Annotated in this window: 26 protein-coding genes and 1 pseudogene; 16 read left to right on the top strand and 11 right to left on the bottom strand. The window is 41.7% G+C overall.

Features of this window, described 5'->3' with window-relative positions; all coding sequences use genetic code 11:
* Positions 1–417 (bottom strand): annotated as a pseudogene (locus C8D97_RS14005) (hypothetical protein); the annotation flags it as partial.
* A gap of 118 nt (positions 418–535) precedes the next feature.
* On the opposite strand from C8D97_RS14005, the gene C8D97_RS14000 reads away from it, so the two are divergent.
* Positions 536–1,423 (top strand): ankyrin repeat domain-containing protein, encoded by an 888-nt coding sequence (locus tag C8D97_RS14000; RefSeq protein WP_109764419.1) that lies wholly within the window; start codon positions 536–538, stop codon positions 1,421–1,423.
* Positions 1,424–1,563: 140 nt separating this feature from the next.
* Here C8D97_RS14000 and C8D97_RS13995 read toward each other — a convergent pair whose 3' ends face one another.
* Positions 1,564–2,385, bottom strand: a complete 822-nt coding sequence (locus tag C8D97_RS13995) for an ankyrin repeat domain-containing protein (protein WP_109764418.1) — start codon at positions 2,383–2,385, stop codon at positions 1,564–1,566.
* Positions 2,372–3,163 carry an ankyrin repeat domain-containing protein gene (locus C8D97_RS13990; protein WP_109764417.1) on the bottom strand — a complete coding sequence of 264 codons (792 nt, stop codon included), beginning with the start codon at positions 3,161–3,163 and terminating at the stop codon, positions 2,372–2,374. The genes C8D97_RS13995 and C8D97_RS13990 overlap by 14 nt, the downstream gene beginning before the upstream one ends.
* 50 nt (positions 3,164–3,213) lie before the next feature.
* On the opposite strand from C8D97_RS13990, the gene C8D97_RS13985 reads away from it, so the two are divergent.
* Positions 3,214–3,894, top strand: coding sequence for a DUF4124 domain-containing protein (locus tag C8D97_RS13985; RefSeq protein WP_146196160.1), 681 nt, complete (start codon positions 3,214–3,216; stop codon positions 3,892–3,894).
* Complete coding sequence (locus C8D97_RS13980) at positions 3,884–4,591, top strand: DUF4124 domain-containing protein (protein WP_109764415.1); 708 nt, start codon at positions 3,884–3,886, stop codon at positions 4,589–4,591. The genes C8D97_RS13985 and C8D97_RS13980 overlap by 11 nt, the downstream gene beginning before the upstream one ends.
* Before the next feature lie 65 nt (positions 4,592–4,656).
* On the opposite strand, the gene C8D97_RS13975 is transcribed toward C8D97_RS13980, so the two are convergent.
* Positions 4,657–5,832 carry a vWA domain-containing protein gene (locus C8D97_RS13975; RefSeq protein ID WP_109764414.1) on the bottom strand — a complete coding sequence of 392 codons (1,176 nt, stop codon included), beginning with the start codon at positions 5,830–5,832 and terminating at the stop codon, positions 4,657–4,659.
* Between the two features lie 6 nt (positions 5,833–5,838).
* On the bottom strand, positions 5,839–6,681 hold the full coding sequence (locus C8D97_RS13970) for an AAA family ATPase (protein WP_109764413.1): 843 nt from the start codon (positions 6,679–6,681) through the stop codon (positions 5,839–5,841).
* Between the two features lie 149 nt (positions 6,682–6,830).
* Between C8D97_RS13970 and C8D97_RS13965 the strand changes: the two genes are divergently transcribed.
* Positions 6,831–7,799: a hypothetical protein gene (locus C8D97_RS13965; protein ID WP_109764412.1), complete on the top strand. Its 969-nt coding sequence runs from the start codon at positions 6,831–6,833 to the stop codon at positions 7,797–7,799.
* A gap of 132 nt (positions 7,800–7,931) precedes the next feature.
* Here the strand turns inward: C8D97_RS13965 and C8D97_RS13960 are convergent, their stop codons facing one another.
* Both C8D97_RS13960 and C8D97_RS13955 read right to left on the bottom strand, forming a co-directional pair.
* Complete coding sequence (locus C8D97_RS13960) at positions 7,932–8,333, bottom strand: hypothetical protein (RefSeq protein WP_109764411.1); 402 nt, start codon at positions 8,331–8,333, stop codon at positions 7,932–7,934.
* Between the two features lie 186 nt (positions 8,334–8,519).
* Positions 8,520–8,870, bottom strand: a complete 351-nt coding sequence (locus tag C8D97_RS13955) for a hypothetical protein (RefSeq protein ID WP_109764410.1) — start codon at positions 8,868–8,870, stop codon at positions 8,520–8,522.
* A gap of 466 nt (positions 8,871–9,336) precedes the next feature.
* Here C8D97_RS13955 and C8D97_RS13950 point away from each other — a divergent pair, with 466 nt between their 5' ends.
* The 8 genes from C8D97_RS13950 (at position 9,337) to C8D97_RS13915 (ending at position 17,700) form a co-directional block, all read left to right on the top strand.
* A complete protein-coding gene (locus C8D97_RS13950; protein ID WP_109764409.1) occupies positions 9,337–9,603 on the top strand; it encodes a DUF4212 domain-containing protein in 267 nt (88 codons plus the stop codon).
* Positions 9,604–9,612: 9 nt separating this feature from the next.
* Complete coding sequence (locus tag C8D97_RS13945) at positions 9,613–11,328, top strand: sodium:solute symporter family protein (protein ID WP_109764408.1); 1,716 nt, start codon at positions 9,613–9,615, stop codon at positions 11,326–11,328.
* A 161-nt stretch (positions 11,329–11,489) separates the two neighbouring features.
* Positions 11,490–13,634, top strand: a complete 2,145-nt coding sequence (locus C8D97_RS13940; protein WP_170115259.1) for a T6SS phospholipase effector Tle1-like catalytic domain-containing protein — start codon at positions 11,490–11,492, stop codon at positions 13,632–13,634.
* 1 nt (position 13,635) lies between these two features.
* Positions 13,636–14,214: a hypothetical protein gene (locus C8D97_RS13935; RefSeq protein ID WP_109764406.1), complete on the top strand. Its 579-nt coding sequence runs from the start codon at positions 13,636–13,638 to the stop codon at positions 14,212–14,214.
* Positions 14,215–14,814 (top strand): hypothetical protein, encoded by a 600-nt coding sequence (locus tag C8D97_RS13930; protein ID WP_109764405.1) that lies wholly within the window; start codon positions 14,215–14,217, stop codon positions 14,812–14,814. It abuts the gene before it with no gap.
* 1 nt (position 14,815) lies between these two features.
* Complete coding sequence (locus C8D97_RS13925) at positions 14,816–15,382, top strand: hypothetical protein (RefSeq protein ID WP_146196157.1); 567 nt, start codon at positions 14,816–14,818, stop codon at positions 15,380–15,382.
* Positions 15,383–15,964 (top strand): hypothetical protein, encoded by a 582-nt coding sequence (locus C8D97_RS13920; protein WP_109764403.1) that lies wholly within the window; start codon positions 15,383–15,385, stop codon positions 15,962–15,964.
* A 113-nt stretch (positions 15,965–16,077) separates the two neighbouring features.
* Positions 16,078–17,700: a M28 family metallopeptidase gene (locus C8D97_RS13915; RefSeq protein WP_109764402.1), complete on the top strand. Its 1,623-nt coding sequence runs from the start codon at positions 16,078–16,080 to the stop codon at positions 17,698–17,700.
* 117 nt (positions 17,701–17,817) lie between these two features.
* Here the strand turns inward: C8D97_RS13915 and C8D97_RS13910 are convergent, their stop codons facing one another.
* Positions 17,818–18,354 carry a hypothetical protein gene (locus C8D97_RS13910; protein WP_109764401.1) on the bottom strand — a complete coding sequence of 179 codons (537 nt, stop codon included), beginning with the start codon at positions 18,352–18,354 and terminating at the stop codon, positions 17,818–17,820.
* A gap of 260 nt (positions 18,355–18,614) precedes the next feature.
* On the opposite strand from C8D97_RS13910, the gene C8D97_RS13905 reads away from it, so the two are divergent.
* Positions 18,615–19,274: a hypothetical protein gene (locus C8D97_RS13905; protein ID WP_210204952.1), complete on the top strand. Its 660-nt coding sequence runs from the start codon at positions 18,615–18,617 to the stop codon at positions 19,272–19,274.
* 99 nt (positions 19,275–19,373) lie between these two features.
* Positions 19,374–19,715: a zinc ribbon domain-containing protein YjdM gene (locus C8D97_RS13900; RefSeq protein ID WP_109764399.1), complete on the top strand. Its 342-nt coding sequence runs from the start codon at positions 19,374–19,376 to the stop codon at positions 19,713–19,715.
* 649 nt (positions 19,716–20,364) lie between these two features.
* Here C8D97_RS13900 and C8D97_RS13895 read toward each other — a convergent pair.
* Together C8D97_RS13895 and C8D97_RS13890 are read right to left on the bottom strand one after the other, a co-directional pair.
* Positions 20,365–20,574, bottom strand: a complete 210-nt coding sequence (locus tag C8D97_RS13895) for a cold-shock protein (protein ID WP_109764398.1) — start codon at positions 20,572–20,574, stop codon at positions 20,365–20,367.
* Positions 20,575–20,852: 278 nt separating this feature from the next.
* On the bottom strand, positions 20,853–21,230 hold the full coding sequence (locus C8D97_RS13890; RefSeq protein ID WP_109764397.1) for a CoA-binding protein: 378 nt from the start codon (positions 21,228–21,230) through the stop codon (positions 20,853–20,855).
* 243 nt (positions 21,231–21,473) lie between these two features.
* Here C8D97_RS13890 and yghU point away from each other — a divergent pair, with 243 nt between their 5' ends.
* Positions 21,474–22,343: a glutathione-dependent disulfide-bond oxidoreductase gene (gene yghU / locus C8D97_RS13885; protein WP_109764396.1), complete on the top strand. Its 870-nt coding sequence runs from the start codon at positions 21,474–21,476 to the stop codon at positions 22,341–22,343.
* Between the two features lie 214 nt (positions 22,344–22,557).
* Entirely contained in the window at positions 22,558–24,441 is a 1,884-nt protein-coding gene (locus C8D97_RS13880; protein WP_109764395.1) for a DUF885 domain-containing protein, read from the top strand.
* A gap of 106 nt (positions 24,442–24,547) precedes the next feature.
* Here C8D97_RS13880 and C8D97_RS13875 read toward each other — a convergent pair whose 3' ends face one another.
* Positions 24,548–25,051, bottom strand: a complete 504-nt coding sequence (locus tag C8D97_RS13875) for an MOSC domain-containing protein (RefSeq protein WP_109764394.1) — start codon at positions 25,049–25,051, stop codon at positions 24,548–24,550.
* Between the last annotated feature and the right edge of the window lie 18 nt (positions 25,052–25,069).

Genomic DNA, 25,069 nt, shown 5'->3' with positions numbered 1-25,069 from the left:
GCTTAAGGATTTAATCGCTTGCTCCATACCGGCCAGGGTTAACGGGTACATTTCGCCATCGAGCAGTTGATGGGTCATGCCTATGCTGTGGGTATAATTCCAGTATTGTTGCTCAACCGGATTAAGCCATACCACATGATCAAACTGAGCTTTCAGCCGTTGCATCCAAACATAACCCGGCTCTTCGTTCATATGCTCGACACTACCATAGGGGTGGGGTATTTCGTAAGGCGACATGGAGGCGTCACCAATAAAAATTACTTTATAATCGCTGCCGTAGGTGTGCAGTACGTCTTCTAAAGGTATGTTTTCACTGTGTCGCCTGGCGTTGTCTTTCCAGACATTCTCATAAATAAAATTATGAAAATAATAATGCTCCAGATGTTTAAATTCTGTTTTACAGGCGGAGGACAGCACTTCAGAAATTTAATAACGCTAAAAACTTGCTCGATAGGTAAACTTCTGGGATGATTCACTTAAATTAACTGGTCGTCTCTATTATTTTGTAAAGTAGACCTTACTTAAAAGTATATTTATGCTTCGCTTTTTTACTATTGTATCTTTGTTATTTTTACAGACTGACTTATATTCAAAGATCTATAAGTGGACCGATGAAAATGGCAAAGTCCATTATAGTGATAAACCCCCTCCGTCTAAAAAAGTAGAGCAGCTGAATCTAAAAGTTAATGAGCCTATAAAGACTGTTAAGCCTATTCAACAGCGCTCGTGGCGAAATAGGCCTACTATTTTTAAAGAGATGGAGAACAATAATGAAGCCGCGGCTATTAGCTTAATTCGGAATGAAGAAGAATTTAATATTAAAGAAATGGCTTTCGCTACTAAACATGGTTTTAATAATGCTCTTGAAGAGATGTTGAAACGTAGTGAAAGTCGTGAGTTTCCCGAGTATTTAGAGCGACACTCTGTAACTGAACGTTTGAATTTATTACAAGCTGCTGTGCGTTACGATAATCAAAAAGCAATAACTTTACTGATTGAAAAAGATATTCGTTTTTTTGAAGAGCGTCGAACTTATCGGAATCATCATCCACTCGAACTTGCAGCGGAAAATAATAGAGTTGATATTGCTCAGATGCTTATTGATATGGGCATGGATGTCAGTGCTAATAATTCAAACCCACTTCGTAAAGCGTTATACAGTGGTAACTTTGAATTGGCAAGACTTCTGATTGCGCATAATGCAAACGTAAATTCAAAAGGTTTTAAAGGTGGGTCGGCATTAAAATATGCAATTAAAGGAAGTCATTTACCAACGGTGAAAATGTTAGTTGACCGTGGTGTTGACTTGGAAAAATATATTGGAGGGGCGGGTAATTCGCTGTGTTATGCCAATAAACTGGGTGAAGAGGAAATCGCTGACTTTTTAAGAGCGTCGGGTGTTCGAGTGAGAGAGTGCCGGTAGCCGATTTGCTTGAGTCACTTTTACAATACAAAACATATTTACTATAAAGAACCCTTCTCATTGGTTCTGCTAGAGTTTTTAAAAATTTCGACCCTATATATAGTTTGTAAGGGCAAATGCAGGCTTTTACATTATTTCACTCAATAAATACCTGCCTCAAAAAAGATGTTTGACATTTTTCTATCGTTTTTACTCGCCAGAATAGCTTTTGGAGTAAGTTTATTTGGTTCCACTACATCAATATCCTGATGATAAAACAATATCGCCCTTACTAAATCATATTTTTGTCTCGAAATCGCACTTACTAAAGTACGGTTTATTACTTGCTTTTCAGCAACCGTTTTTGGAGGATAAAGTCTTAGTAGGGTTTGTATAACAGATATATATTGAGTTTGAATGAGTACGTTATGGTAAACATCTATATTATGTTCTCCAAATTTGGCTCCATATTTATGCAACAACTCAATATTAGCAGGCTTTCCACTTAGTGCAGCACGTAAAATCGCACCTTGGTTGTATTTGGTGTAATAATTCGGATCAGCTCCAGCCTGCAATACAGCTTCTAACATTAAATAGCTTCTTGATGCGGCCACCAAAACAATTGTATTATCATTACGGCCAACAGCATTAATATCAGCGCCAAATTCTAAGTATGTATGGAGCAATGGAACCCGGTCAGAATATGGTAAGTAAAAGCTATTAGATAATAACTCAAAGGAATGTTTTTTTCGTAGTGAAGCGCCAGAGTTTAATAGGAGTCGTTGAATATCACTATTTCTTTGGCATTTTAAAATTGCATCTTTACTAGTAGTTTGAAAGTCGATATATTCTTTTTCTATTGCGTTCTTTACTTTTATGAAATGACAAGAATTTAGAGCAGTGTCAAGTTCACCTCCATTCAGAGGTATCATTGAAAACATCATGAACGTAAGGGGTGCGAGATTAAGTTTATTTAATAGCATTTTCTATTGCTCCCAATATTTCTATATCACCTCTTTTTTCCGCTATCATAAGTGGTGTTCTCTTTTTGTTATCAAAGACATTTATCATTGCTTTCCTTTTCAATAGTCGATTCACGCTGGCAATGTCGCTTTTACTTACCGCAATATGGAGTGCGGTTTGTCCTGAGTTGTTTCGTTGTTTAATATCAACCCCTAAATCTATTAAATGCAAAGCTATTTCAGGTAATTTATTTTGAATTGCGAGCATCAATGTTGTTTGTCCTGCTCCATCACGAGCATGAATATTTGGAGACTGTGAAAGTAAATATTGCGCTACATCACCGCGTTCGTAAGAAAGACTAACTAAAAATGGAGTTAGTCCTTGAAGCCCAGCTTCTGTCAGTGAATAACCTTTTTTCTCAAGGTATTGAATAATATCAAGTTTTCCTGCTTTAGCAGCTGTAATAGTTGGAAGTTGAAATGGCTCTTCTTCCTTTAGTTTATCAAAATCTGTTTCGTACCAAGTAGCAAATTTATCGAGTTTATAGCGGTAGATTGCTTTATGGATCGACAGGTACTCAGCTTGCTGAATATTAGGGCGCGATAACTTTTTAGTGTTGTTTGACGTTACCTTATGCTCTTTAATTGTCACCTCTTTTGCTTCTTTTCCCTTAAAAGGTTTGTCGCTATAATGGACTTTGCCATTCTTATCAACGTATTTGTATATTTTACAATAAACGAGTTGGTTAAATACTAAAGTGGCCAGTAAGGTCAAGTGCTTAAGAAATTGAGAGTTCATTTATAATAAGTTTTTAAAGACGTATAGTGAGAGTTAGGCTCGATAATGCCATGAAAACAAAGTTTATAAAATACTTAGCATTGATATTTATTTTAATAAATGTATCGACATCATCATTTTCCGGAAAAATCTATCGCTGGGTAGATGAGTCTGGAAAAGTTCATTATAGCGATAAACCCCATAAAGGGGCAGTTGAAAAGAAAGTTAAGGTAAACAGCCGTTCTTTTCGAACAAGTGCAACAGTTAGTAATGGAGTCAGCAAGTGTGGAACTATTAAGCTTCGTAAATATGAGTACAACGGCCAAACAAGCTACCGAGAAGTTCGGAGGAGGATAAGTCGACTTCAAGAAGAAGTTAAACGGGAAAGCTCCAAAAATGTCTATGGTAATAATGTTGATGAAAAAATCAAGCGCATTAACAATAGAAAAGCTATACTAGCTGATCACCGCTGTGCCATAAATTGGTATCAGAAAATAATGAGCCATCGTGATGTCGACTTAAAAAAAGTTAATCATAAAGTTAATGAAATTAACCAAAAATTGATTGAAATTAACGTTAAAGAGTTTGCTCTGTGTGGTAATCGTCCATTTAAGAGTAAGTCTGTTATAAATGGTGATGAATACAAAATACTAAGAAATTGGGAGCGGTGCCAGAAAGAGTTTAAAAGTAAGAAATTTCGACTTGAAAACCTACGAAAACATTTAAAAAAGAAGATAAAGAATGACTTCTAAATGCATTGTAACTCTATTGTTTATAGCCTTTCTATCATCTAGCTTACACTCTCAGTCTAAAATATATAAATGGCGTGATGAAAATGGGAAACTCCATTTTTCAAGCTCTCCGCCAACTGAACAAGTTGATCACAAAGAAGTTCATGTAAACAACGATATACCGTCAGGTGTTTCTATTCGAAAAACAAGCTACTACCAATATTGCGATAATATTAGATTGCCAGGAAGAACCGGGCGACCTATTGAGCAATTGAGAGGCATTAGCAAAAATATGTTGCGGTGGAAAAAGAAAGTTGATCAATTTAAAGAAGAGTTAAGGACCCAGAATAGGAAAGTAGGTAAGTATTCCGGAGAATACCGCTCTAGAGTTATCAAGCGTACTAATGATATTAAGCAGTCAATAGCAAAGTATCAATGCGCTATAAACTGGGCAATTAAAACACGGGAAGTAAATAAAAATCTTAAGGCTGACTTAACAGTAGAGAGAAATCAACTCGAAGTCCAGATTGCTTCAGTTCGCACTAAGAGAGAGCTTATTTGTGGAAAGCGACCAAAGTATATTAGTGGCTCGGATGCTCTTAGTTACAGAGAAATATATGAGCGTTATGAAAAATGTGCTTTAAGATATACTGAGCAAGTCAAAAGTTTATTGGGTAAAAAACGCGAAGTTAAAAATCAAATCAATCGATTGAAGTAGAGCTTCTATATCCGCTGTTACAAAGAATTTTTTAGTTGATGAGAAAGATACATCAAAACGGTAAGTTAATCACTTAAGGATTTAATCGCTTGCTCCATACCGGCCAGGGTTAACGGGTACATTTCGCCATCGAGCAGTTGATGGGTCATGCCTATGCTGTGGGTATAATTCCAGTATTGTTGCTCAACCGGATTAAGCCATACCACATGATCAAACTGAGCTTTCAGCCGTTGCATCCAAACATAACCCGGCTCTTCGTTCATATGCTCGACACTCCCATAGGGGTGGGATATTTCGTAAGGCGACATAGAGGCGTCACCAATAAAAATCACTTTATAATCGCTGCCGTAGGTGTGCAGTACGTCTTCTAAAGGTATGTTTTCACTGTGTCGCCTGGTGTTATCTTTCCAGACATTCTCATAAATAAAATTATGAAAATAATAATGTTCCAGATGTTTAAATTCTGTTTTACAGGCGGAGAAGAGTTCTTCACAAATCTGGATGTAAGGATCCATCGAACCGCCAACATCGAGAAACAATAGTACTTTTACTGCATTGTGGCGTTCCGGTACCATTTTTAAATCGAGCATACCGCCATTTTTTGCAGTGGCGCGAATGGTGTGTTCAAGATCTAACTCATCGTGAGCCCCACTTCGAGCAAATTTGCGCAGCTTTCTTAGTGCGACTTTTAAATTACGGGTGCCAAGTTCTACACTGTCGTCGAGATCTTTAAACTCGCGCTTCTCCCAGACTTTGGCGGCGCTTTTATTACGACTTTCTCCGCCAACGCGAATACCTTCCGGATGATAACCACTGTGACCAAACGGGGAGGTGCCGCCCGTGCCAATCCATTTATTGCCTCCGGCATGTCGCTTTTGCTGTTCTTTTAATCGCTGCTTAAAAGTTTCAAGTAACTTATCCAGACCACCGAGGGATTTAATCTCGGCTTTATCTTCGTCGGACAGCTGCTTCATAAACTCGGCCCGCAACCAATCTTCCGGGATTAAGGCTTCTAATATATCGTCAATGCTTTCCAGTTGATTAAAGTAAGCGCCAAACGCTTTGTCAAAACGATCAAAATACTTTTCATCTTTGATTAAACAGAGGCGTGATAACTGGTAAAACTCATCGAGACTGCAAAATACCAGATTTTTCTCCAGTGCTTCGAGCAGGTGTAACAATTCCTTGATTGTTACTGGCAGCTCGAGTTTTCGTAATGTGTAGAAAAAGTCAATCAGCATAAATGTTTAAGACTCTCGCTTTAACATAAACATCAGTTTTTGTAGTAAATGAACGTCCTGTTCGTTTTTAAGCAGTGCGCCATAAAGCGGCGGTATCGCTTTACTGGGATCGCGTTCTTTTAGTGCTGTTTCGCTGATGTCATCGGCCACCAGAAGTTTTAACCAGTCTATTAGTTCAGACGTGGAGGGCTTTTTCTTCAGTCCGCGCGTTTCTCTGACCTGAAAAAAGATATCCATGGCTTCTTTCACCAGCGAGGCTTTTAAATCAGGAAAATGCACGTTTATGATTTTTTGCATGGTGGCTTTATCGGGGAACTGAATGTAGTGAAAAAAGCAGCGTCTTAAAAATGCATCGGGCAGTTCTTTTTCGTTGTTACTGGTGATGATGATAATGGGGCGGTGAATGGCTTTAATGGTTTCGCCGGTTTCATAGACAAAGAACTCCATTTTATCGAGTTCTTGCAGCAAGTCATTGGGGAATTCGATATCGGCCTTATCTATTTCATCAATGAGCAAAACCGCCTGTTGTTCTGATTCAAAGGCTTCCCACAGTTTACCCTTGTTAATGTAGTTTTTAATGTCATGGACTTTGTCATCACCCAGTTGAGAATCGCGCAGGCGCGATACCGCATCGTATTCGTATAAACCCTGATGGGCTTTAGTGGTGGATTTTATATGCCATTGGATCAATGGCATGTCCAGTGCATCGGCCACTTCTTCCGCTAACATCGTTTTGCCCGTGCCTGGCTCACCTTTGATCAGTAACGGGCGCTCCAGGGTTTTTGCGGCGTTAACCGCCATTTGTAACTCTTCGGTTGCGATGTAATTTTTTGTTCCCGTAAAGCTCATAGGTTCCCCATGTCGGTTAAGCGTCAAATGCCGGCATTTTAGCATAGGTCAATTAATTGGAGCCAAGTTCTGAGCTTTCGACCCCTGAAATAACCGGTTATTTCAGGTACACTCAGGACATTGTTTTTGTTAACACACCATGGTGTCTGATGCTCAACCTGTTTAGCCGTAATAAACAATTGCTCGACGAAGAAATCATCAACTGGATCTTCGATAGCTATGACTGGGCGTTCAAGCAATTCGACCCATCGGTTTTCTTTGAAGAAACCGAGCTGGTTTTGCCCACCAATCAGTATTTTCCCGGTGAGCAAAACTCCATCAATGGCATGGCTAACCTTATCTTTGAGCAGGTTAAACAACACGCCGGAATGACCCATTGGCCGACAAAACTGTTGAATGTTACCGAGTCTGAACATCAACCAGTAAATCCAGCGACTTTATCAGTAAAGGGGCAGTTACGGGGCAAACAGGCGCAAGCCAGTTTTGAACTAGGCAGCTCAGTAGAAGCATTGTCCGAAGATACGAAGCCTACAGAAACGAAGCCCGCAGTTACAAAAGCCACATCAACAAAAACCACTTCAATAAAAAATAATGCGTTTGATGAGTCTGAGTATTCAACGGATCTTAATCTTGTAATGTCGGCTGGTCATGCATCCGAGCCTAATACTGGCAATAATTCCATTAATTTTTCATTTCATCCTCAGCAATTAAATAGCCCCGAAGGCTTGATTGCTCATTTTGCTCAAGGACTGGCTCAGCATCTGGTGAGTGCTGCCGAAAATCCGCCGCCAGGCGGAAAAGAATACTTACCCGTTGCCACAGAGTTGATGGGTATTTTTATGGGTTTTGGCGTCATTTTTGCCAACAGCGCGGTGGTTCCCCGTCAGGGCGGTTGCGGAGGATGTGGCGGTGGGCAATCGCCAGTGCGTCAGGTGGTGCTTAATCAAGATGAAGCCACTTATGCATTAGCCCTGTTTTGTTGCCTGAAAGGAATTGAGAAAAAACAGGTTGTTAAGCATTTGAAAAAACATTTACGGGGCTTGTTTAAGCTGGCGCTTAAAGATTGTGAACGGCGACTGAAACAGGAATCGCGTTTAAGTTTGAGTTTTGCTTCTTAAACGCGGCAGGCGTAACCGATTTTCTTCTTACGGTTGTGGAATTAAGTTTTTCGAAACAGTCCATTGTACTCGTATGTCGTATTAAACTAGACCTTTAATAAATTAACGTAAAAACACTTGCAAAAAACACTGTCAATCCTCTGTTTCAAATTTCAACTGATCAATCACTGTGTTTAACTTTATTTGCTTTTCACTGAGTACCACACCACTTTTAGCGGCTGCTTCGGCATTTTTTTGTGCCAATAATTTACTGGCGTGATTTTCAATGCACTTGTGGACAGCTGATTTAATGTGCTCAAAGGCGGGTTCAACTTCTTCTGTGGTACGGACCCAGGTTTCAATAATGTCCGCTTGTTCCTGTTTGATTTTAACCGGGTATTTTCCCTTGGCGACAAAATCGTTAAAGGCGATCACCCACTCACGTGGCGCTTTGTGGTTGAGTTTAAAGTAAAGTTCTATGTAGGGCTCTTTACGAATGACAGGCGCTCGAGAAGGATCGATGCCGATGATCTTAAGGTTATTGATAGTTTCCATGGTATTCCTGAGGTGCTTCGATGAATTAGACGCGACTGTAAAGCGGGTGAGTTATGTCTAAAGATATGCCGTAAATGGTGCTTAACCACAATGAACCTAAAGGGAGTGAAGGTCAATAGAAAGATAGGCGTTAATTGATTGCGTAATACTTAACCTTCAAAAAGTCAGACTAATTGATTAGGTCTATTAATTTTTATCGCTCGAAAAATAACTGACAATCCAGTCATACAACATTTGCTCGGTTAGCTCGTTAAACTGGATTGTTTTAAATTCGCTGCTGGGATCTTTGTCTTTAAAGGCAAACTGATATTGAACAGTTTCCGGTGTTTCATCGTTGAGTAAAATAATGATTCGCCGGCGGGTCTGTAAGCAATCGATGGTAATGGTATCCACCGGAAAGCCAACGTTACGCATGCGTCTGTTTAAACCAACCACCGGATTAATTGATTGAAAATCTTGCTGAATGCGCGCATGAGCGTCTTTGGTTCGATCAGAAATAATTTCAAGTCGTGTTTGCGTGGCGTTTGAGTCTGACAAAATAGATCCCGGAATTTTTATGAGTGGGCACAAATGTGTAGATTGATGTGCGTTAGATAGTTGTGAATCCAAGAGTATATCGAAGCAGTCGCAGAATGTCATGGCATGGCTTGTTGTAATGAGGCGTTGTTCTGAGCTGATACTTTTTGGAAATTTTCAATCGAAATTTAACGCTGTACCTTCAAGTGCAGTATTTTTGAGATAGCTTCTAGTCAGCTATGCGTTGTAACAGTCGATTAATGGATTTATTGGTCAGTCAAAAAATTGCGTCTGACAATTAAATCGATTAAGTTATAAGCAAGTTTTAGTTTCGCTTACAGCAACAGATTTAAAGAACGATTGTGTTGTGTTATCGCAAAATCTTTATTAAAGCGTTAAGTCTTAAAAATAATAAAGCAGGGACATTAAGTGGTTGCTCCCTTTATGCATTAGATTCATAGCATCTAACCCATTGAAGGTATTCACTATGGCATTTGATAATAAAAATAAAGCACAAGCCTACTGGCGAGCAAACTTAAAAATAATGGCGGTGCTCTTGTCCATCTGGTTTGTGGTGTCTTATGGCTTTGGCATTTTACTGGTGGATGTTTTAAATCAGTTTCAAATGATGGGATTTAAACTTGGTTTCTGGTTCGCGCAGCAAGGATCGATTTATACCTTTGTGATCCTGATTTTTGTTTACGTTTACAAAATGAATAAGCTGGATCGTCAGTTTAACGTGCGTGAAGACTAGGAGCATTAAATGGACTTACAAAGCTTAACCTTTCTGGTGGTTGGTGCCACCTTCGTTTTATACATAGGCATTGCAATCTGGTCCCGTGCCAGCTCCACTAACGACTTTTATGTGGCCGGTGGTGGTGTTCATCCGGTGGCGAATGGTATGGCTACCGCAGCCGACTGGATGTCGGCGGCTTCGTGGATTTCTATGGCCGGGCTTATCTCTTTTATGGGCTACGATGGCGGTGTCTATCTGATGGGCTGGACCGGCGGCTATGTATTATTAGCGCTGCTAATTGCACCTTATCTACGCAAGTTCGGCAAGTTTACCGTGCCAGATTTTATTGGTGATCGCTATTATTCTCAGGCGGCCCGAACCATTGCGGTGATTTGTGCCATTTTTGTTTGTTTTACCTATGTGGCAGGGCAAATGCGTGGAGTTGGCGTGGTGTTTTCGCGCTTTCTCGAAGTGGAGTTAACCTTAGGTGTGTTCATCGGTATGGCCATTGTATTTTTCTACGCGGTACTCGGCGGTATGAAGGGCATAACCTACACGCAGGTGGCGCAATATTGCGTACTGATTTTTGCTTATCTGGTACCGGCCATTTTTATCTCTATTTTAATCACTGGTAATCCTATTCCACAGCTGGGTTTTGGTGGCGAAGTGGCGGGCGAGCCCGGAGTCTATTTGCTCGATAAGCTCGATGGCTTATCGCAAGAGCTTGGTTTTGCCGCCTACACCGATGGTAGCAAAGGCACCATCGACGTGTTTTTTATTACCGCAGCCTTAATGGTGGGCACCGCCGGATTACCCCACGTGATTGTGCGTTTTTTTACCGTGCCAAAAGTTCGAGATGCACGAAAGTCGGCCGGCTGGGCGCTGGTATTTATTGCGCTGCTTTACACCACGGCGCCAGCGGTTGCGGTGTTTGCACGGGTCAATATGATCGACACCATTAATGGGCCCGACAGTCAGGGTGTTGCCTACGAAAAAGCCCCCGGCTGGATTAAAACCTGGGAGCAAACCGGTCTGATTTCGTGGCAAGACAATAATAACGATGGCCGCATGTTTTACTCCGGGGATGAACGTAATGAAATGTCCATCGATCGCGATATTATGGTGCTGGCCAATCCTGAAATTGCCGAACTGCCGAACTGGGTCATTGCGTTAGTGGCTGCGGGCGGCCTTGCGGCAGCCTTATCTACAGCAGCAGGCTTGCTGCTGGTTATATCCACCTCTATCTCTCACGACTTGTTAAAACGTAATTTAATGCCTGATATAACCGACAAGCAGGAATTGTTGTTTGCCCGATTATCGGCGGCGGTGGCAGTGGTGATTGCCGGCATTGCAGGTATTTATCCACCCGGGTTTGTGGCGCAAGTGGTGGCCTTTGCGTTTGGTCTGGCGGCTTCATCATTCTTCCCGGCGATTATTATGGGGATCTTCAGTAAAACCATGAATAAACAGGGCGCCATGGCCGGTATGGTGTGCGGCATTACCTTTACCGCCGGGTATATTCTTATGTTTAAAGGGGTGTTTTTTGAGCCGCTGATAGAGAATAAGCCGGAAAACTGGTTATTTGGTATTTCACCGGAGGGCATTGGTACTTTGGGAATGCTGATTAACTTTACGGTGGCTTTTGTGGTGAGCCGGTTTACCGCAAATGTGCCCGACCAGATCCAGCAAATGGTTGAAGACATTCGTTACCCTCGCGGTGCTGGTGGTGCTCAGAACCATTGAATGTGACTTAACCATTTATCAGGTGATAGCGGACTGTTTAAGTTCGATAAATTAATGAATCTCGTGCGCTATTTCTCAACTTAACCCGCTGCAGCTTTTAACACTTCTTAACAGCAAGTATGATTGCGCCTGTCAGTAAGGATGCAAGGAAGTGTTCAATCATGGAGTTAATAACCAATAACGATGACAAGTTTTTTCAACATCTGCAGTCCCGTAGCGAGCAGTCGGAACAACTTAGCCAAAAAGCAATTATCCAATCGAAACCCCTGAGCGGCTATCGAAAAGCTCAACTACCCGATGTGATCCGGCAGAGTCTGACACGGCAAACCTGGTGTGACATCCCCCGCGATAAACGGGAACTGTTTCGATACGACCAACAGTGCCAGTTCTGGTATTATAACAAAGGTCGGTGGGAGCAAGTTGGGTTTCGTCAGTACGACAGCGATAACAAAGCTCTTGGGTTCGCACCCTTTAAAGCGGTGTCAGAAAATAACAAGACTGTTTCAAGTGGCCATGTTGTCAGTGATGCCACTCAACAAGCCGCCAACCAGTTTTTTCGTGCCATTAATGAGTTTACCCATCCGCAAGCAATTCCGACAGTGACTCTATTATCACCCGATAACGGCCAAATCATCACACTGGAAAAATCCAACAAAACACAAATGCGATTCGCAGAACATACCGTACAACTGGGCGAAGACGCCGCTGCCATCGCGTTTAAATATTCCGGAAAGAAAGAACCCCGACAAGTGTACGGTTTTAACAGTCATGTGTCACAAACAACAGGGCTAACCGCAGGAACCCTTGTTCGCGTACCCAACGGTTGGAATGTGCTGATTGAAGGCTCAGTGAGCAATCACGATTCTGTTGAACTTAAATGGCGCGGCTCTGGCTCAGGAGCAAAACGTATTGATGTGCCTGCTTTAGCGCAGGATCAACGACACTACTGGGACGCGGCCTTATCGCTAGAGCCGGGCAAGTATCAGCTCACTGCAACCGCAGGAAGTGCGGTGTCGCAAATCGAGTTTACCGTAGAAGCGGTAAAGGAATTGCAATTTGGCGTATTCTTTGATGGCACCGGCAATAACCGGCAAGTGGATATGCAATGCGCCGATGATGATTACGAACCCACCAATATAGCCAAGTTATTTGAGCTTTATCCTCAGCAAGATGCGCTAGGACTGGGTAAGGCTTATATCAAAGGCATAGGGACCTATGATGATGATTTAGCCTGTGAATCAGGAGAGAAAGCCGATTACTCCAATCTCGAGCAGGCGTTTGGGTTAAAGGTTAATTCGCGTATAGAAGAGGCGGTACAATACGTTAGTACATTTTTAGATAGGTTTGCAGGTGGGTATAATCGAATTGATTTAGTGCTTGATATTTTTGGCTTCAGTCGAGGTGCTGCAACTGCGAGAGCTTTGGTGAACCGATTGCACAGACTAAAGAAAATGCCTAATAATGCTTACTGGTCGAATAAGCAGGTCATTATTAAAATTCGATTTTGTGGACTATTTGATACCGTTGGTTCAATAGGATTGCCCGGCGATGAAGATAATATGAGCTTTAACTTAAACCTTGGCTGGACCAGTGCGAAAGCTGTTTATCATTTAACGGCTTTTCATGAAGTCCGAGAATATTTCCCTCTCAGTAGTATCAGAACAAACATAAATAAATTGCCAGCTCCGCACTTTGAAGAAGAAGTTTTGCCCGGTGCTCACTCCGATATTGGCGGTGGTTATGGCGGTGAGCATATTGAGCGAACCATTTATTTAGAGAAGCAACGAATAACCTGGATTGGCAATTCTGACTCGGCAAGGAGTCAAGCGTTAGATTCTATGAATAATCGATTGCAGTTTTGGAAAAATGAAAAAGCCGCTTTCGGTGGTCGTATCGAGTTAGAATCAGGTATTGAGACGAGAGCGCGTAACAATACAAAAGTGATGATGGTGTATATCGTTTGGAAGCGCCATGTTAAGAAAGAACTGGCGTATATTGCTCTAGAAAAGATGTATAAAAAAGCCAAAGAAAAACACGTACCATTCAAAAGTATTAGTGAACTCGGTAGTCAGAATTTGGAATATGAGATCCCAGAAAATTTACGACAACTTCACCAAGAAGTAGAGGACGGATGCGAGAAGTCGATAGAGCTTTTGTATCGAGACTATATTCACCACTCGCACTCCCCTATAACACCTGACGGAGCATGGGTTAATGCTAATCAAGCCGAAACCAACCCTGTTGAAACGGCAGAAAACCAACAGCGAGAAATCTTTTACAATCAACCCTTTGAGGCAAACAAATAATATGTTTCGAATATTTATACTTTGCTTGTTAATTTCTATTACAGCAGCTTGCAGTGAACCGGTTGATTATCGATTTGGCTTTAGTGCAGAAGAGTCGGATCGTTTTTATTTGGTCACTGCTGAGTTTGATGATTATATGAATGTACCAGCTGGTATTATAGGTTGCTGCTTAGCCAGTGGTAGTGCTTCTGCTTCCATGTTTCCAGAAAAATATCCACGTAAAGGTTACTTTGTTTGGCACGATAAGCCTGCTGATATTTATTATCATGCGACATTAAACTACCCCAAAAACTTAAAAGTAATTGCTGATGACTTACCTGAGTTTATATCGGTAACAGGATTTCAAGGAAAAGTTAGTAAAAAGCCTAAACAAATATATATTTTGTCCAGTATAACCTCTAAGAATGAAGTTGTTAGTTGGATTAGTAATAGGGGAATTGGTGGTCCATATGTAAAAAGGAATTTAATCGAGCTCGATCGTGCCAAAGGCGAGCCCTTCGTTCCGGAATTTATAAAAGAGCGCCGTCGCAAAAAGGCACTGCAAGCAAAAAACCAGACCGATAGTGAGAGTGGAAAATAAATGGCATTAAAACAGATACTTGGTTGCCTTGTTATTTTACTAAGCTCTTTGAGTATGATGTCTTGCAGTGAGCCTGTGGACTACACTTTTGGATTCAGTGCCGAAGAAAGCAATCGTTTTTTATTGTTTACAGCGAAGTATGATGACTATATGAATGTGCCAGCAGGCGTAATTGGCTGCTGTCTCGCTAGTGGCGGTGCCTCTGTATCAGTATTTCCAGATAAATACCCAAAGAAAGGTTATTTTGTTTGGTACGATAAAATTTCGGAAAGTTATTATCAAGCAACATTAAAATACCCTGAAAACTTAAAGGAAATTGCGGATAAAAAGTTGCCGGACTTTTATACAGTAAAGGATTATAAAGATATTGAAAGTAAGAGACCTAAAAGAATTTATTTAATTACAAGTATTACATCAAAAAATGAAGTAATAACTTGGCTCGCCAATGCTAAAATGGGTGCGTCACATATTGATCGTACAATTATTGAGCTCGACCGAGCCAAAGGCGAACCTTTCGTACCTGAGTTTATAAAAGAACGACAGCGTAAAAAAGCAGAGGAAGCTAAAAAGAATGCGGAGATAAATGAGGACGTAAACTAAAGTGATGCGATTAATCATTCTCGTTTTAACTACTTTGAGCTTAGTCGCATGCTCCGAGCCAGTTGACTATACTTTTGGATTCAGTGCCGAAGAAACGGATCGCTTTTACCTATTAACTGCGGAGTATGATGACTACATGAATGTGCCTGCAGGAATAATTGGTTGCTGCTTGGCCAGTGGCAGTAAATCAGCTTCGATGTTTCCAGAAAAATACCCCAAAAAAGGCTATTTTGTTTGGCACGATGAAGCTACCGAGTCGTATTATCGAGCAACATTGAAATATCCTGAAAACCTGAAAGAAATTGCGGATGGTTTACCTGATTTTGTTAATTTTACAGATGGAGAAAAATATCCAAAAGAAGTTTATTTATTAACCAGTATCACCTCAGAAAATGAAGCTATTAGCTGGATCAGTAATGGAATGATTGGAAATAAATACAACGACAGAACGTTAATCGAGTTAGATAAAGCCAAAGGCGAACCCTTCGTTCCTGAGTTTATAAAAGAGCGCCGCCGAAAAAAGGCGCTGCAAGCACGAGAAAAGAGCGATAGTGAAAGTACAAAATAAATGGCATTAAAACGGATACTTGGCTGCCTTGTTATCATACTAAGCTCTTTAAGTATGATGTCTTGCAGTGAACCTGTGGACTACACTTTTGGATTCAGTGCCGAAGAAAGCAACCGCTTTTTATTGGTTACAGCTAAATATGATGACTATATGAATGTACCTGCAGGTGTCATTGGCTGCTGCCTTGCCAGTGGTGGAGCATCAGCTTCTATGTTTCCAGAAAAATACCCAAAAAAAGGTTACTTTGTTTGGTTTGATAAATCAGTAAATACTTATTTCCATGCAACACTAAACTATCCGAAAGATATCAAGAGTATTGCAGATAACCTTAATGATTTTATATTAGTTCGAGATTATACAGGCGAAAATAGTGAACATCCAAAGCGAGTATATTTGATAACTAGCATAACCTCGAATAATGAAGTAGTAAGCTGGTTAAGCAATGCAAAAATGGCGTCCGATAATATTACACGAGATCTTGTGGAGTTAGATAAAGCCAAAGGCGAACCTTTCGTTCCAGAGTTTATAAAAGAGCGCCGTCGCAAAAAGGCGCTGCAAGTACAAGAGCAGAGCGATAACTAGGCAAGGGGGCAGATTTACAGAGCTTTTTAAATATTAGCCTACGTCTTGTCCCTCTCCCTGTGTCTGGGTATGATATTCGCCATCAAAATAACACAATCCATGGGAGAGAAGGTTTGATTAAATACCTCGCACTTGGCCTCTTTGCCGCCAGCGCTAGCGCCGGCAGCAACTTTGAAGAGGTGTATAACAGCATCAATAAGCAATCATTTGCAGAACATGTTAAAACCATGTCATCGGATGATTTTGGCGGTCGGGCGCCCGATACCGAAGGTGAAAAGAAGACCATTAATTATATGGTTAAGCATTTTAAAGCGTTGGGATTAGAACCCGGAAACGGCGACAGCTTTACCCAGTCGGTACCACTGGTATCGGTTGAGTCTAAACCCACCCAACCACTGACCATTGGCGATTTGTCGTTTGATTACCAGACCGATTTTGTGGCTAATTCCAGTCAACTGAAACCTCAGGTATCTGTAAAAGATTCGGAAGTGGTGTTTGTGGGCTACGGAGTTGTCGCGCCAGAGTTTGGTTGGAACGATTACGCGGCCCTTGATGTAAAAGGCAAAACCGTTGTTATTCTGGTGAACGATCCTGGCTATGCCACCGGCAATCCGGATTTGTTTACCGGCAAGGCCATGACCTACTATGGCCGTTGGACTTACAAATACGAAGAAGCGGCACGTCAGGGCGCTGCCGCGGCAATCATTGTGCACGAAACCGCGCCGGCCAGTTACGGTTGGAACGTGGTTGAAAGCAGCTGGACAGGTCCTCAATTCCAGTTGCCGAAAGGCAAAAACAGTGCGCCGGTTGTGAATGTTGAAATGTGGATCACCGAACCTAAAGCCCGAGCGTTAATGAAGAAAGGTGGTTTGGATTTTGACTCACTGAAACAGCAGGCAAAACAGAAAGGTTTTAAAGCGCAGTCATTGAATCTAAAAGCCAATGTGGCGGTTGAAAACACCATTAAGCGTTCTCAAACCAATAACATTATGGCAACCATTCCGGGAACCAAACGACCTGATGAACACATTATTTATATGGCGCATTGGGATCATCTGGGGACACACCCGAATAAAGAAGGCGACAATATTTACAATGGCGCATTGGATAACGCAACCGGTACTGGCGCATTAATCATGCTTGCTAAGGCATTTAAACAATTGCCGGATCAGCCAGAACGCTCGATTAGCTTTGTTGCCGTTGGTGCCGAAGAGCAAGGTTTGCTTGGCTCTAAATATTACGCCGAAAACCCAGTGTATCCTCTGGAAAAAACCGTAGGCGTAATCAATATGGACAGCCTTAATGTTACCGGTTTAATGAAAGATTTTACCGTGGTTGGTTTTAATAAATCGGAGTTGCAGGAATATTTAGCAAAAGCCGCAGCACGACAAAAGCGTGAATTGGTTGCAGAAACAAAGCCTGAGGCTGGAAGCTTTTATCGCTCCGATCATTTCAGTCTTGCAAAACAAGGTGTGCCAGCAATTTACGCCGGTGGTGGTAGTGAGCCGCTTAATGCCGAGCAAGCTAAAATCGCCAAGCAAGTGGGTGAGTTAAAAAGTCGTTGTTATCACCAGCCTTGTGACGAATTCAGCGAACTTTGGAGCTTGGACAGCGCAGTTGCCGACATTCGAGTGTTTTTTGAAACCGGTAATCTGTTGGCTAATACCAAGGATTGGCCAAACTGGTACGAAGGTACCGAGTTTAAGCAAGCACGAGATGAAAGCCGTAACAAGTAATTTCTTGCTGAATATTTAACAGCGACCAATCGTTGTTAAAAATAAAAAAGGGCACTTATCGTGCCCTTTTTTAATGCAAAGAGTAAATTTTTCCTTGAAGTCTTAATGAAATAAGAATTATTGAATTAATGAATAAGGCTCTTCGAAATTTATCGCGTTAGCATCGCCATCTTCGGAATCAATACCAAAGTAAAGAGTGTCGCTATCGCGGTAAATGATGGTGGATTGACTGTCTTCAAAAACATTGTCTGGATTGTCGATCAACGTACCTTCAAGTGGGTGTACATCAAAGCCACCGGATGAAACCTGTAAGTCACCCAGTGTTATTTGGTAGGTTGCCTCAAATCGAAAATCTGGCGTGTCACTGCAATCTTGATTGCTGGCATCGTAAATGCGGGCAATAATATACATTTCATCAATGTTGTTGTTAAAACCGAACTCAAAGGTTTGGTAGCTGCCCATGTCTGAATTTGTAGGATAGGATTCAGGAACAAAGCTGCACAAAGACAACCAGTCAGTATTGTTTAAATTAAAAACAGTGTTACTGTCATCTTGATTATTGTTATCGTCAATGGGATCTTCGATGTTGCTGCTGCAACCTGTTAGTATCAGTGCGATGGTCGAAACAAATAATTTTAGCGAATTGTTAGCCACGATATGTCCTTTTTTCGATTAAAAATAGAAAGCGGTCATTATTGCTTCGTTCAATCAATGAAGATTGTCCTAAATAGAACTGTCCGTTAACAATCAAAAAGAATGTTTTTAAAATTCCATTTAACAAATAATTCCCTAATAAGTAGATTGAGTATTACCGATTGATTTGTACTCAAGCAAGCTGCATTATATATTACGAGTTCGGATTAAATGTGACTTGAGTCAAATTGCTTAACCTTTTTAATAACATGAGGCAGATAATGCATAAATTAATTACCCTATTAATAATTGGTTTAGTATCTACGTTATATGCCAGCGATATGTTAGTGTCGGCTGCGACTGCAAATAAAAGCGAACAAAAAACAGCCGCTAAACAACCTGTTTATTTAGAAGCGCCTGTATTATCAACCAATTCACAAGATGCTTTCTGGAAAAATATATTAAAGCACTGTGGTAAGGCATACGAAGGAAAGGTAGTGACCGACACCGCAAACAGCGATGCATTTGCCAACAAAAAACTGGTAATGCATGTGCGTGAATGCAATCCGTATGAAATTAAAATACCGTTTCATGTGGGTGATGATGCCTCACGTACTTGGGTTATCACCAAAACGGGCTCCGGGCTATCTCTTAAACACGATCATCGACACAAAGATGGGAGTCTGGATCAATTAACCATGTACGGTGGTCACACTGTTGATGCTGGCGCTGCTCAAGTGCAATCTTTTCCAGCCGATGCGCCCACCAAAGAAATGTTTACCTTGCAGGGCATTCCTCAATCCAATACCAATATTTGGCAAATGTTTATTTATCCCGATACCTTCAGTTACCGGTTAATCCGTGAAGGCCGAGCTTTTCGCGTTGATTTTGATTTAACCAAAGCCATTGAAACACCTGCTGCGCCCTGGGGTTATTATTAATCGCTTAAGCTTTTTGCTGAAGCCCTAATCTAACTGTAATAGAAAACTTGATAGCGCTATACTGCGTTTAACTTTATTAATCATATAAGTCGCTTAATTATGACGGACTCATTACCTCCTTGCCCAAAGTGTCACTCTCAATACGCCTATGAAGATCGCGCCATGTTGATTTGCCCTGAGTGTGGTCATGAATGGGATCCTAAAGCAGTTGCTGTTGAAGATGATGCGCTGTCAATAAAAGACAGCAATGGCAATATGCTTAACGAAGGTGACAAAATCACGCTGATTAAAGATTTAAAAGTGAAGGGCACATCGACAACGTTAAAAGTAGGCACTAAAGCGGTGATTAAGCATTTGGTTGATGGTGATCATGATATTGATTGTAAAGTTGATGGGGCAGGGAATATGATGTTGAAATCGGAGTTTGTTAAGAAGGCTTAGGTTTTGAAGTTTCGAGTTTCGCATCGCTAACGCTTGCATGCGAGTTACTTTTATCAGACGAGATAAAAGTAACCAAAAGCTCTGGGTCGCTGCGCTAGCAATTTGCTCAGAATATTCGAAAAATAACTTTCACAACCGGATGTCCTGCATTAATCGATGATTGCTGACGCGAGCAATATAAGTACGTTAAGAAGGGTTGTAAATTTGTGCTTCACTACAAATATGTATAATGAAATATAATTCGCTCATAAATTTTCAATGTTTACAGACAATAATGAGTGTATGTCTTGAAATGCGCGTCAGCAATATTCCTTTAATTCAGTAGCTTCAGAATAAACTCAATACTTTTTGTCTTCTCTTAACGAATATCCCCGTGATAACGGAATAGGGCTTTTTTGGTTCCTTTTTCAGCTCTTGGAAAAAGGAACTCGCATGCAAGCTTTAGCGATGCGAAAATTGGTTTTAATTTTTCTTAGTAGAGTAGCATTCAAACAAGAGAGTAAAGACTGACTGTCAATGAAAGATCTTATTTGTTAACAATTAAAACCAAAACTTATCTCAATACTTTGAATCTGAACAATAAGTGTTAACCATAAAAAAAGGCCGTCAGTAAAATACTGACGGCCTTTTTAAAAGCTTTAAGGCTCAATTATACTGGAACGATGTTCTCAGCTTGAGGACCTTTAGCACCTTGAGATACGGTGAACTCAACTTTTTGACCTTCTAATAAAGTCTTGAAGCCATCGCTCACGATTGCACTGAAGTGTGCGAAAACGTCTGGACCGTTTTCCTGAGTGATAAAACCAAAACCTTTAGATTCGTTGAACCACTTAACGGTTCCTGAAATAGTATTAGACATAATGTAATTTCCTGTCGTTTAAATAATAATGTGCCTTCATAAGGCATGAATAGCGGAAAAGTAGACCAAAATTTAAAAACTGCAGGACGGAGAATGACTAAATACTTAGAACAGTTGCTTCGAAATGGAGTGTGTAAATATCGTGTTTCTTTCTAGCTTGGCGGCACAATATAGACTTTATTGGGCGGTGTCAAAGCTTTTTATCGTTTATTTTCTATTTAATCACTAAAACATCGACTTTAACAACTAACTAATAAGAACGGACTAGTAATAACGAGCTAGTAAGTCCCCATCGACAGCAGTACCAGTGTGCAGGCGTTTTCGGTTGTGATCCCTTTGGCATTAAAATACTCAGCCGCCTGTTGATGTTCACTACCCGGATTGAAAATCACTCGCCGGGGATTAAGCGCCGCAATGGCTTGTTGCTGTTGCTCAACAATTGAAGGATTAACATAAAGGGTTACGGTGTCGACTTTGTTTAATCCGTTTGCTTTGGACACATCACTTAATTGTTTATAACACTTAATACCATCAATGGTACCGCCTTTGGGGTTTACTAAAACCACCTGATGGCCATTTTCTATCAACTGCTTTTGTGCGCGGTTGGCGTAACGTTCAGGCTTGTTGCTGGCGCCTAAAATAAGGGTGGTTGGCATATATATTCTCTTACTCGTTTTACAATAATGGGTAGGTTTGACCAAGTTTTCTAACGATGTCTTTCACTGTCGGTATTGTAAGCTTTATAGTAGCAAATCAATTGTTTGAACGCAGAACTCTTATTGAGTTGACCTGATTAAAAACGCATTCAATTTTTCGAACAGGCCCATCGAATACATCCACTACACATAATCGAACTTGTCCTATAAGCTAAAGGCACATTGATAAATGGGAGCACATATATGAGTCAGTCCAGTTATACACCACCAAAAGTCTGGTCAGCACCGGGTGAAGAGGGCGGTGGCAAGTTTGGCAGCATTAACCGGCCAGAAGCCGGTGCCCGTTTTGAAAAGCAGCTACCGGTGGGTGAACACCCACTGCAACTCTATTCGTTAGCCACGCCAAATGGCGTTAAAGCCACCATAATGCTCGAAGAATTACTCGAAGCCGGCCATAAGTCGGCCGAGTACGATGCGCACCTCATTGATATTATGGAAGGCGATCAGTTTGGTAGCGATTTTGTGGACATTAATCCAAACTCAAAAATACCCGCGCTGCTGGATCGTTCCGGCGATAAACCGCAACGTGTGTTTGAGTCGGGCGCTATTTTGTTGTATCTGGCGGAAAAGTTTAATGCGTTTTTACCGCAGAATCCGGCAGAACGTACTGAATGTTTAAACTGGTTGTTCTGGCAAATGGGTAGTGCCCCCTTTTTAGGCGGGGGTTTTGGCCATTTTTACGCTTACGCACCAGAGCCACTGGAATACCCCATTAATCGCTACGCCATGGAAGTGAAACGTCAGCTTGATGTGCTGGATAAACAACTGGCGAATAACTCCTACATTGCGGGTGATGAGTACACCATTGCCGATATGGCGATATGGCCCTGGTATGGCGCTTTGGTTGAGGGCAAGGTGTACGACGCTGCCGAGTTTTTACAGGTACAGGATTATAAGCATCTGGCTCGCTGGACCGAGACCATTGCAAAACGCCCTGCGGTGATCCGCGGTAAAATGGTTAACCGCACCTGGGGAGATAAGTCGGAACAGTTGCATGAGCGTCATAATGCCAGCGATTTTGATAATAAAACTCAGGATAAACTGGAATCATAATTTGCTTAGAGGAAAACCGCTCTGAGTGATTCGTTGATACAGAGTAAGTCTCTGTATCAGAAACAGAATTAGATCAGAGTTAGATTCAGATACAAAGTTAATCAAAACAATGCCCCGAGATCTATCGGGGCATTTATTTTTCGTTACGTTATTTTTATCCTGCTAATATTGCTGTTTGCTACACTTAAATGATACCTGTAACGGAAACTTCCTTATGAAAAAGCGCAAACTATCGGGCTTCATGATTCGCATAAGAGCAATCGGCCTAAGAGCGACCGGTCTGTGTTTGTTAATGTTGGCGTTTTCAGGCTGCGGCTCCAGCAGTTCTTCCAGTACTGCTCCAAGCAATCCCATTGTTCTTGATGTTGTCCCCGACTATACCCTGCAAAATACTCAAACACTGCTCAGTGAGTTAGACGCCACTCTTGATGGGTTAACACTGGATGATTTTTACGATGCTTCGTTTAGAGCTATTGAGTTAAGGGATCATCAAGCAATTATTGCTGCCGGGCGCACCGAAGAATTTTCCATCACCGATTACCAACTCGATAATATTTCCGATGACTATTATTTTCAAACCGTTGCTATTAAACAGCACATTCTTGATAAATTACTGAGTTACGATACCAGCCAGCTGACAGCCAATGAACAGTTGGCTTACGACATCTATTTAACCTATTTAAATTTTGAAGTGGAATGGGCGAATTACCGTTCGTTTGAGTTTCCGGCAACCTTTGGCTTTTTTGGCTGGCCTGCCAGTACCGAAGGCTATTTTACCCAGGTGTTTCAGGTGACCGATAATGCATCGGCCGAACTTTATCTGTCGCTGTTAAATCAGCTGGAACGCCGCTTTCAACAAATTGAACAATTATTGGATACTCGCCAACAACAGGGGGTGATTGAACCTAAAATTACACTTGGCTTTTCACGCGATGCGGTTAGAGCCATGGCCAATACAGCCGTCACTCAAACACCTTATTACACGGTTTTTAATAACGCCATTGCCGGGCTCTCCGACATCAGTAATGACGATAAACAAACCATGCGCGATACCCTTTCGGCCATCATTGAACAGCGAGTATTACCGGCCTACCGTTCGTTAGAACAGACCATGACCAGTTTGCACGCACAGGCTCCGAATGCCATTGGTTTTGGCCAGTATGATGGCGGCGATGCCTTCTATCAGTTTTCGCTTCGTTACTTTACCGCGACCAATCAAACGCCCGATGACATTCATCAACTGGGTTTGCAGGAAATGGATCGCATCCATTCGGAATTGCGTAGCTTATTCAATCAGCTTGGCTATCCCGCAAACGAGACCATTGCACAAGGACTTAATCGGGCAAGAACAGACGGCGGTACTATCGCTGGTAATAATGCGGTGAGTTTTTTTGAAGAGATAATTGATGATGCCTACGCCTTATTGCCTCAGGCGTTTTCCACCATACCGCAGCAAGAAGTGGTGGTTATTGGCGGAACCAGTGGCGGTTATTACATCGCTGGCAGCGAAGATGGCACTCGCCCCGGCGCCTTTTACGCACAAACCAATTCTAATCTGCCTTACTACACCATGCTGACTCTGGCTTATCATGAAGCGGTACCGGGTCATCATTTGCAAATTGCATTAGCGCAAGAACTTGATTTACCGCGCTTTCGCCGCGAAATGCATTTCACCTCTTTTATCGAAGGCTGGGGACTTTATGCCGAACGACTGGCGAAAGAACTCGGCTGTTACAACGGTGATATTTATGGCGATATTGGTCGGCTGGAATTTGAAGCCATGCGCGCTTCAAGACTGGTGATTGATACGGGTATTCACAGTAAAGGCTGGAGTTTTAATCAGGCCGAGCAGTATTCCCTTCAAGCCATTGGTAATCGCGGTTCAATCGCTCGCTACAGCGTATGGCCAGGACAAGCCACCGCGTATATGACGGGCATGTTAAAAATATTGGAAGTCCGAGCAAGAGCAGAAGCAGAGCTGGGTGCCGATTATGACACTCGAGAGTTTCATGAGGCTGTGATTGGAAATGGATCGATCTCGGCAAGCTTGTTGGATAAAGTGGTGGATAATTATATTGATTCGGTGAAAACGCCTTAAGTTACGAGTTACGAGTTTCGAGTTACGAGTTTCGAGTTGAGAGTTTCGAGTTGAGAGTTGAGAGTTGTAATTTTATAGTTGATTTTAGAAATTAGTGACAACAAACTTAATGGTTGTTATAGGTTGAAACCTTCACTGAATCGTTAAGTCGAATAACACCGCCTTTAATCACACTGGCGGTTATCCCGCCATGTCCACGCATGGCATTGTAACCTCCTGGGCCTAGCAGTTTTTCCATTTTTGAGCAGGGATGACACAAGCCAGTGAATTGTAAAACCACTTCACCAACTTGAAAGGTTTGGTCTTTAAGCGCTAATAGGTTAATACCGGAAACTACAAGGTTGCGTCTTAACATACTGGCGGAAACCTTATCTATTTGTGTCAACGAGGCAATTACCGGCAAATGTTCTTGCTGAATTAATGTTACCTGACGCTTGCTATTGGCTTTACCTTTAAAGCGATCGCCGGTGATGCCATTACCAATAGTGACTTCTGCTTGGTCAACATCAATCATGGGTTCATTGCGTGCAGGACGCACGCCAATCCACTCCAGTCGTCCTTTTTGTGGCAGAGTATTGAGCAGTTGCTGCATGGGTGTTTTAGATTTCATTATGGTTCTTCGCCTGTT

It is taken from the genome of Pleionea mediterranea (assembly GCF_003148745.1).
GTDB lineage: Bacteria > Pseudomonadota > Gammaproteobacteria > Enterobacterales > Kangiellaceae > Pleionea > Pleionea mediterranea.
This window is presented reverse-complemented; position numbering and strand designations above follow the sequence as displayed.

Coding starts and splice junctions, on each gene's coding strand:
- C8D97_RS14000 (WP_109764419.1), top strand. CDS start 536: ATGCTTCGCTTTTTTACTATTGTATCTTTGTTATTTTTACAGACTGAC.
- C8D97_RS13995 (WP_109764418.1), bottom strand. CDS start 2,385: ATGCTATTAAATAAACTTAATCTCGCACCCCTTACGTTCATGATGTTT.
- C8D97_RS13990 (WP_109764417.1), bottom strand. CDS start 3,163: ATGAACTCTCAATTTCTTAAGCACTTGACCTTACTGGCCACTTTAGTA.
- C8D97_RS13985 (WP_146196160.1), top strand. CDS start 3,214: ATGAAAACAAAGTTTATAAAATACTTAGCATTGATATTTATTTTAATA.
- C8D97_RS13980 (WP_109764415.1), top strand. CDS start 3,884: ATGACTTCTAAATGCATTGTAACTCTATTGTTTATAGCCTTTCTATCA.
- C8D97_RS13975 (WP_109764414.1), bottom strand. CDS start 5,832: ATGCTGATTGACTTTTTCTACACATTACGAAAACTCGAGCTGCCAGTA.
- C8D97_RS13970 (WP_109764413.1), bottom strand. CDS start 6,681: ATGAGCTTTACGGGAACAAAAAATTACATCGCAACCGAAGAGTTACAA.
- C8D97_RS13965 (WP_109764412.1), top strand. CDS start 6,831: ATGCTCAACCTGTTTAGCCGTAATAAACAATTGCTCGACGAAGAAATC.
- C8D97_RS13960 (WP_109764411.1), bottom strand. CDS start 8,333: ATGGAAACTATCAATAACCTTAAGATCATCGGCATCGATCCTTCTCGA.
- C8D97_RS13950 (WP_109764409.1), top strand. CDS start 9,337: ATGGCATTTGATAATAAAAATAAAGCACAAGCCTACTGGCGAGCAAAC.
- C8D97_RS13945 (WP_109764408.1), top strand. CDS start 9,613: ATGGACTTACAAAGCTTAACCTTTCTGGTGGTTGGTGCCACCTTCGTT.
- C8D97_RS13940 (WP_170115259.1), top strand. CDS start 11,490: ATGGAGTTAATAACCAATAACGATGACAAGTTTTTTCAACATCTGCAG.
- C8D97_RS13935 (WP_109764406.1), top strand. CDS start 13,636: ATGTTTCGAATATTTATACTTTGCTTGTTAATTTCTATTACAGCAGCT.
- C8D97_RS13930 (WP_109764405.1), top strand. CDS start 14,215: ATGGCATTAAAACAGATACTTGGTTGCCTTGTTATTTTACTAAGCTCT.
- C8D97_RS13920 (WP_109764403.1), top strand. CDS start 15,383: ATGGCATTAAAACGGATACTTGGCTGCCTTGTTATCATACTAAGCTCT.
- C8D97_RS13905 (WP_210204952.1), top strand. CDS start 18,615: ATGCATAAATTAATTACCCTATTAATAATTGGTTTAGTATCTACGTTA.
- C8D97_RS13900 (WP_109764399.1), top strand. CDS start 19,374: ATGACGGACTCATTACCTCCTTGCCCAAAGTGTCACTCTCAATACGCC.
- C8D97_RS13895 (WP_109764398.1), bottom strand. CDS start 20,574: ATGTCTAATACTATTTCAGGAACCGTTAAGTGGTTCAACGAATCTAAA.
- C8D97_RS13890 (WP_109764397.1), bottom strand. CDS start 21,230: ATGCCAACCACCCTTATTTTAGGCGCCAGCAACAAGCCTGAACGTTAC.
- yghU (WP_109764396.1), top strand. CDS start 21,474: ATGAGTCAGTCCAGTTATACACCACCAAAAGTCTGGTCAGCACCGGGT.
- C8D97_RS13880 (WP_109764395.1), top strand. CDS start 22,558: ATGAAAAAGCGCAAACTATCGGGCTTCATGATTCGCATAAGAGCAATC.
- C8D97_RS13875 (WP_109764394.1), bottom strand. CDS start 25,051: ATGAAATCTAAAACACCCATGCAGCAACTGCTCAATACTCTGCCACAA.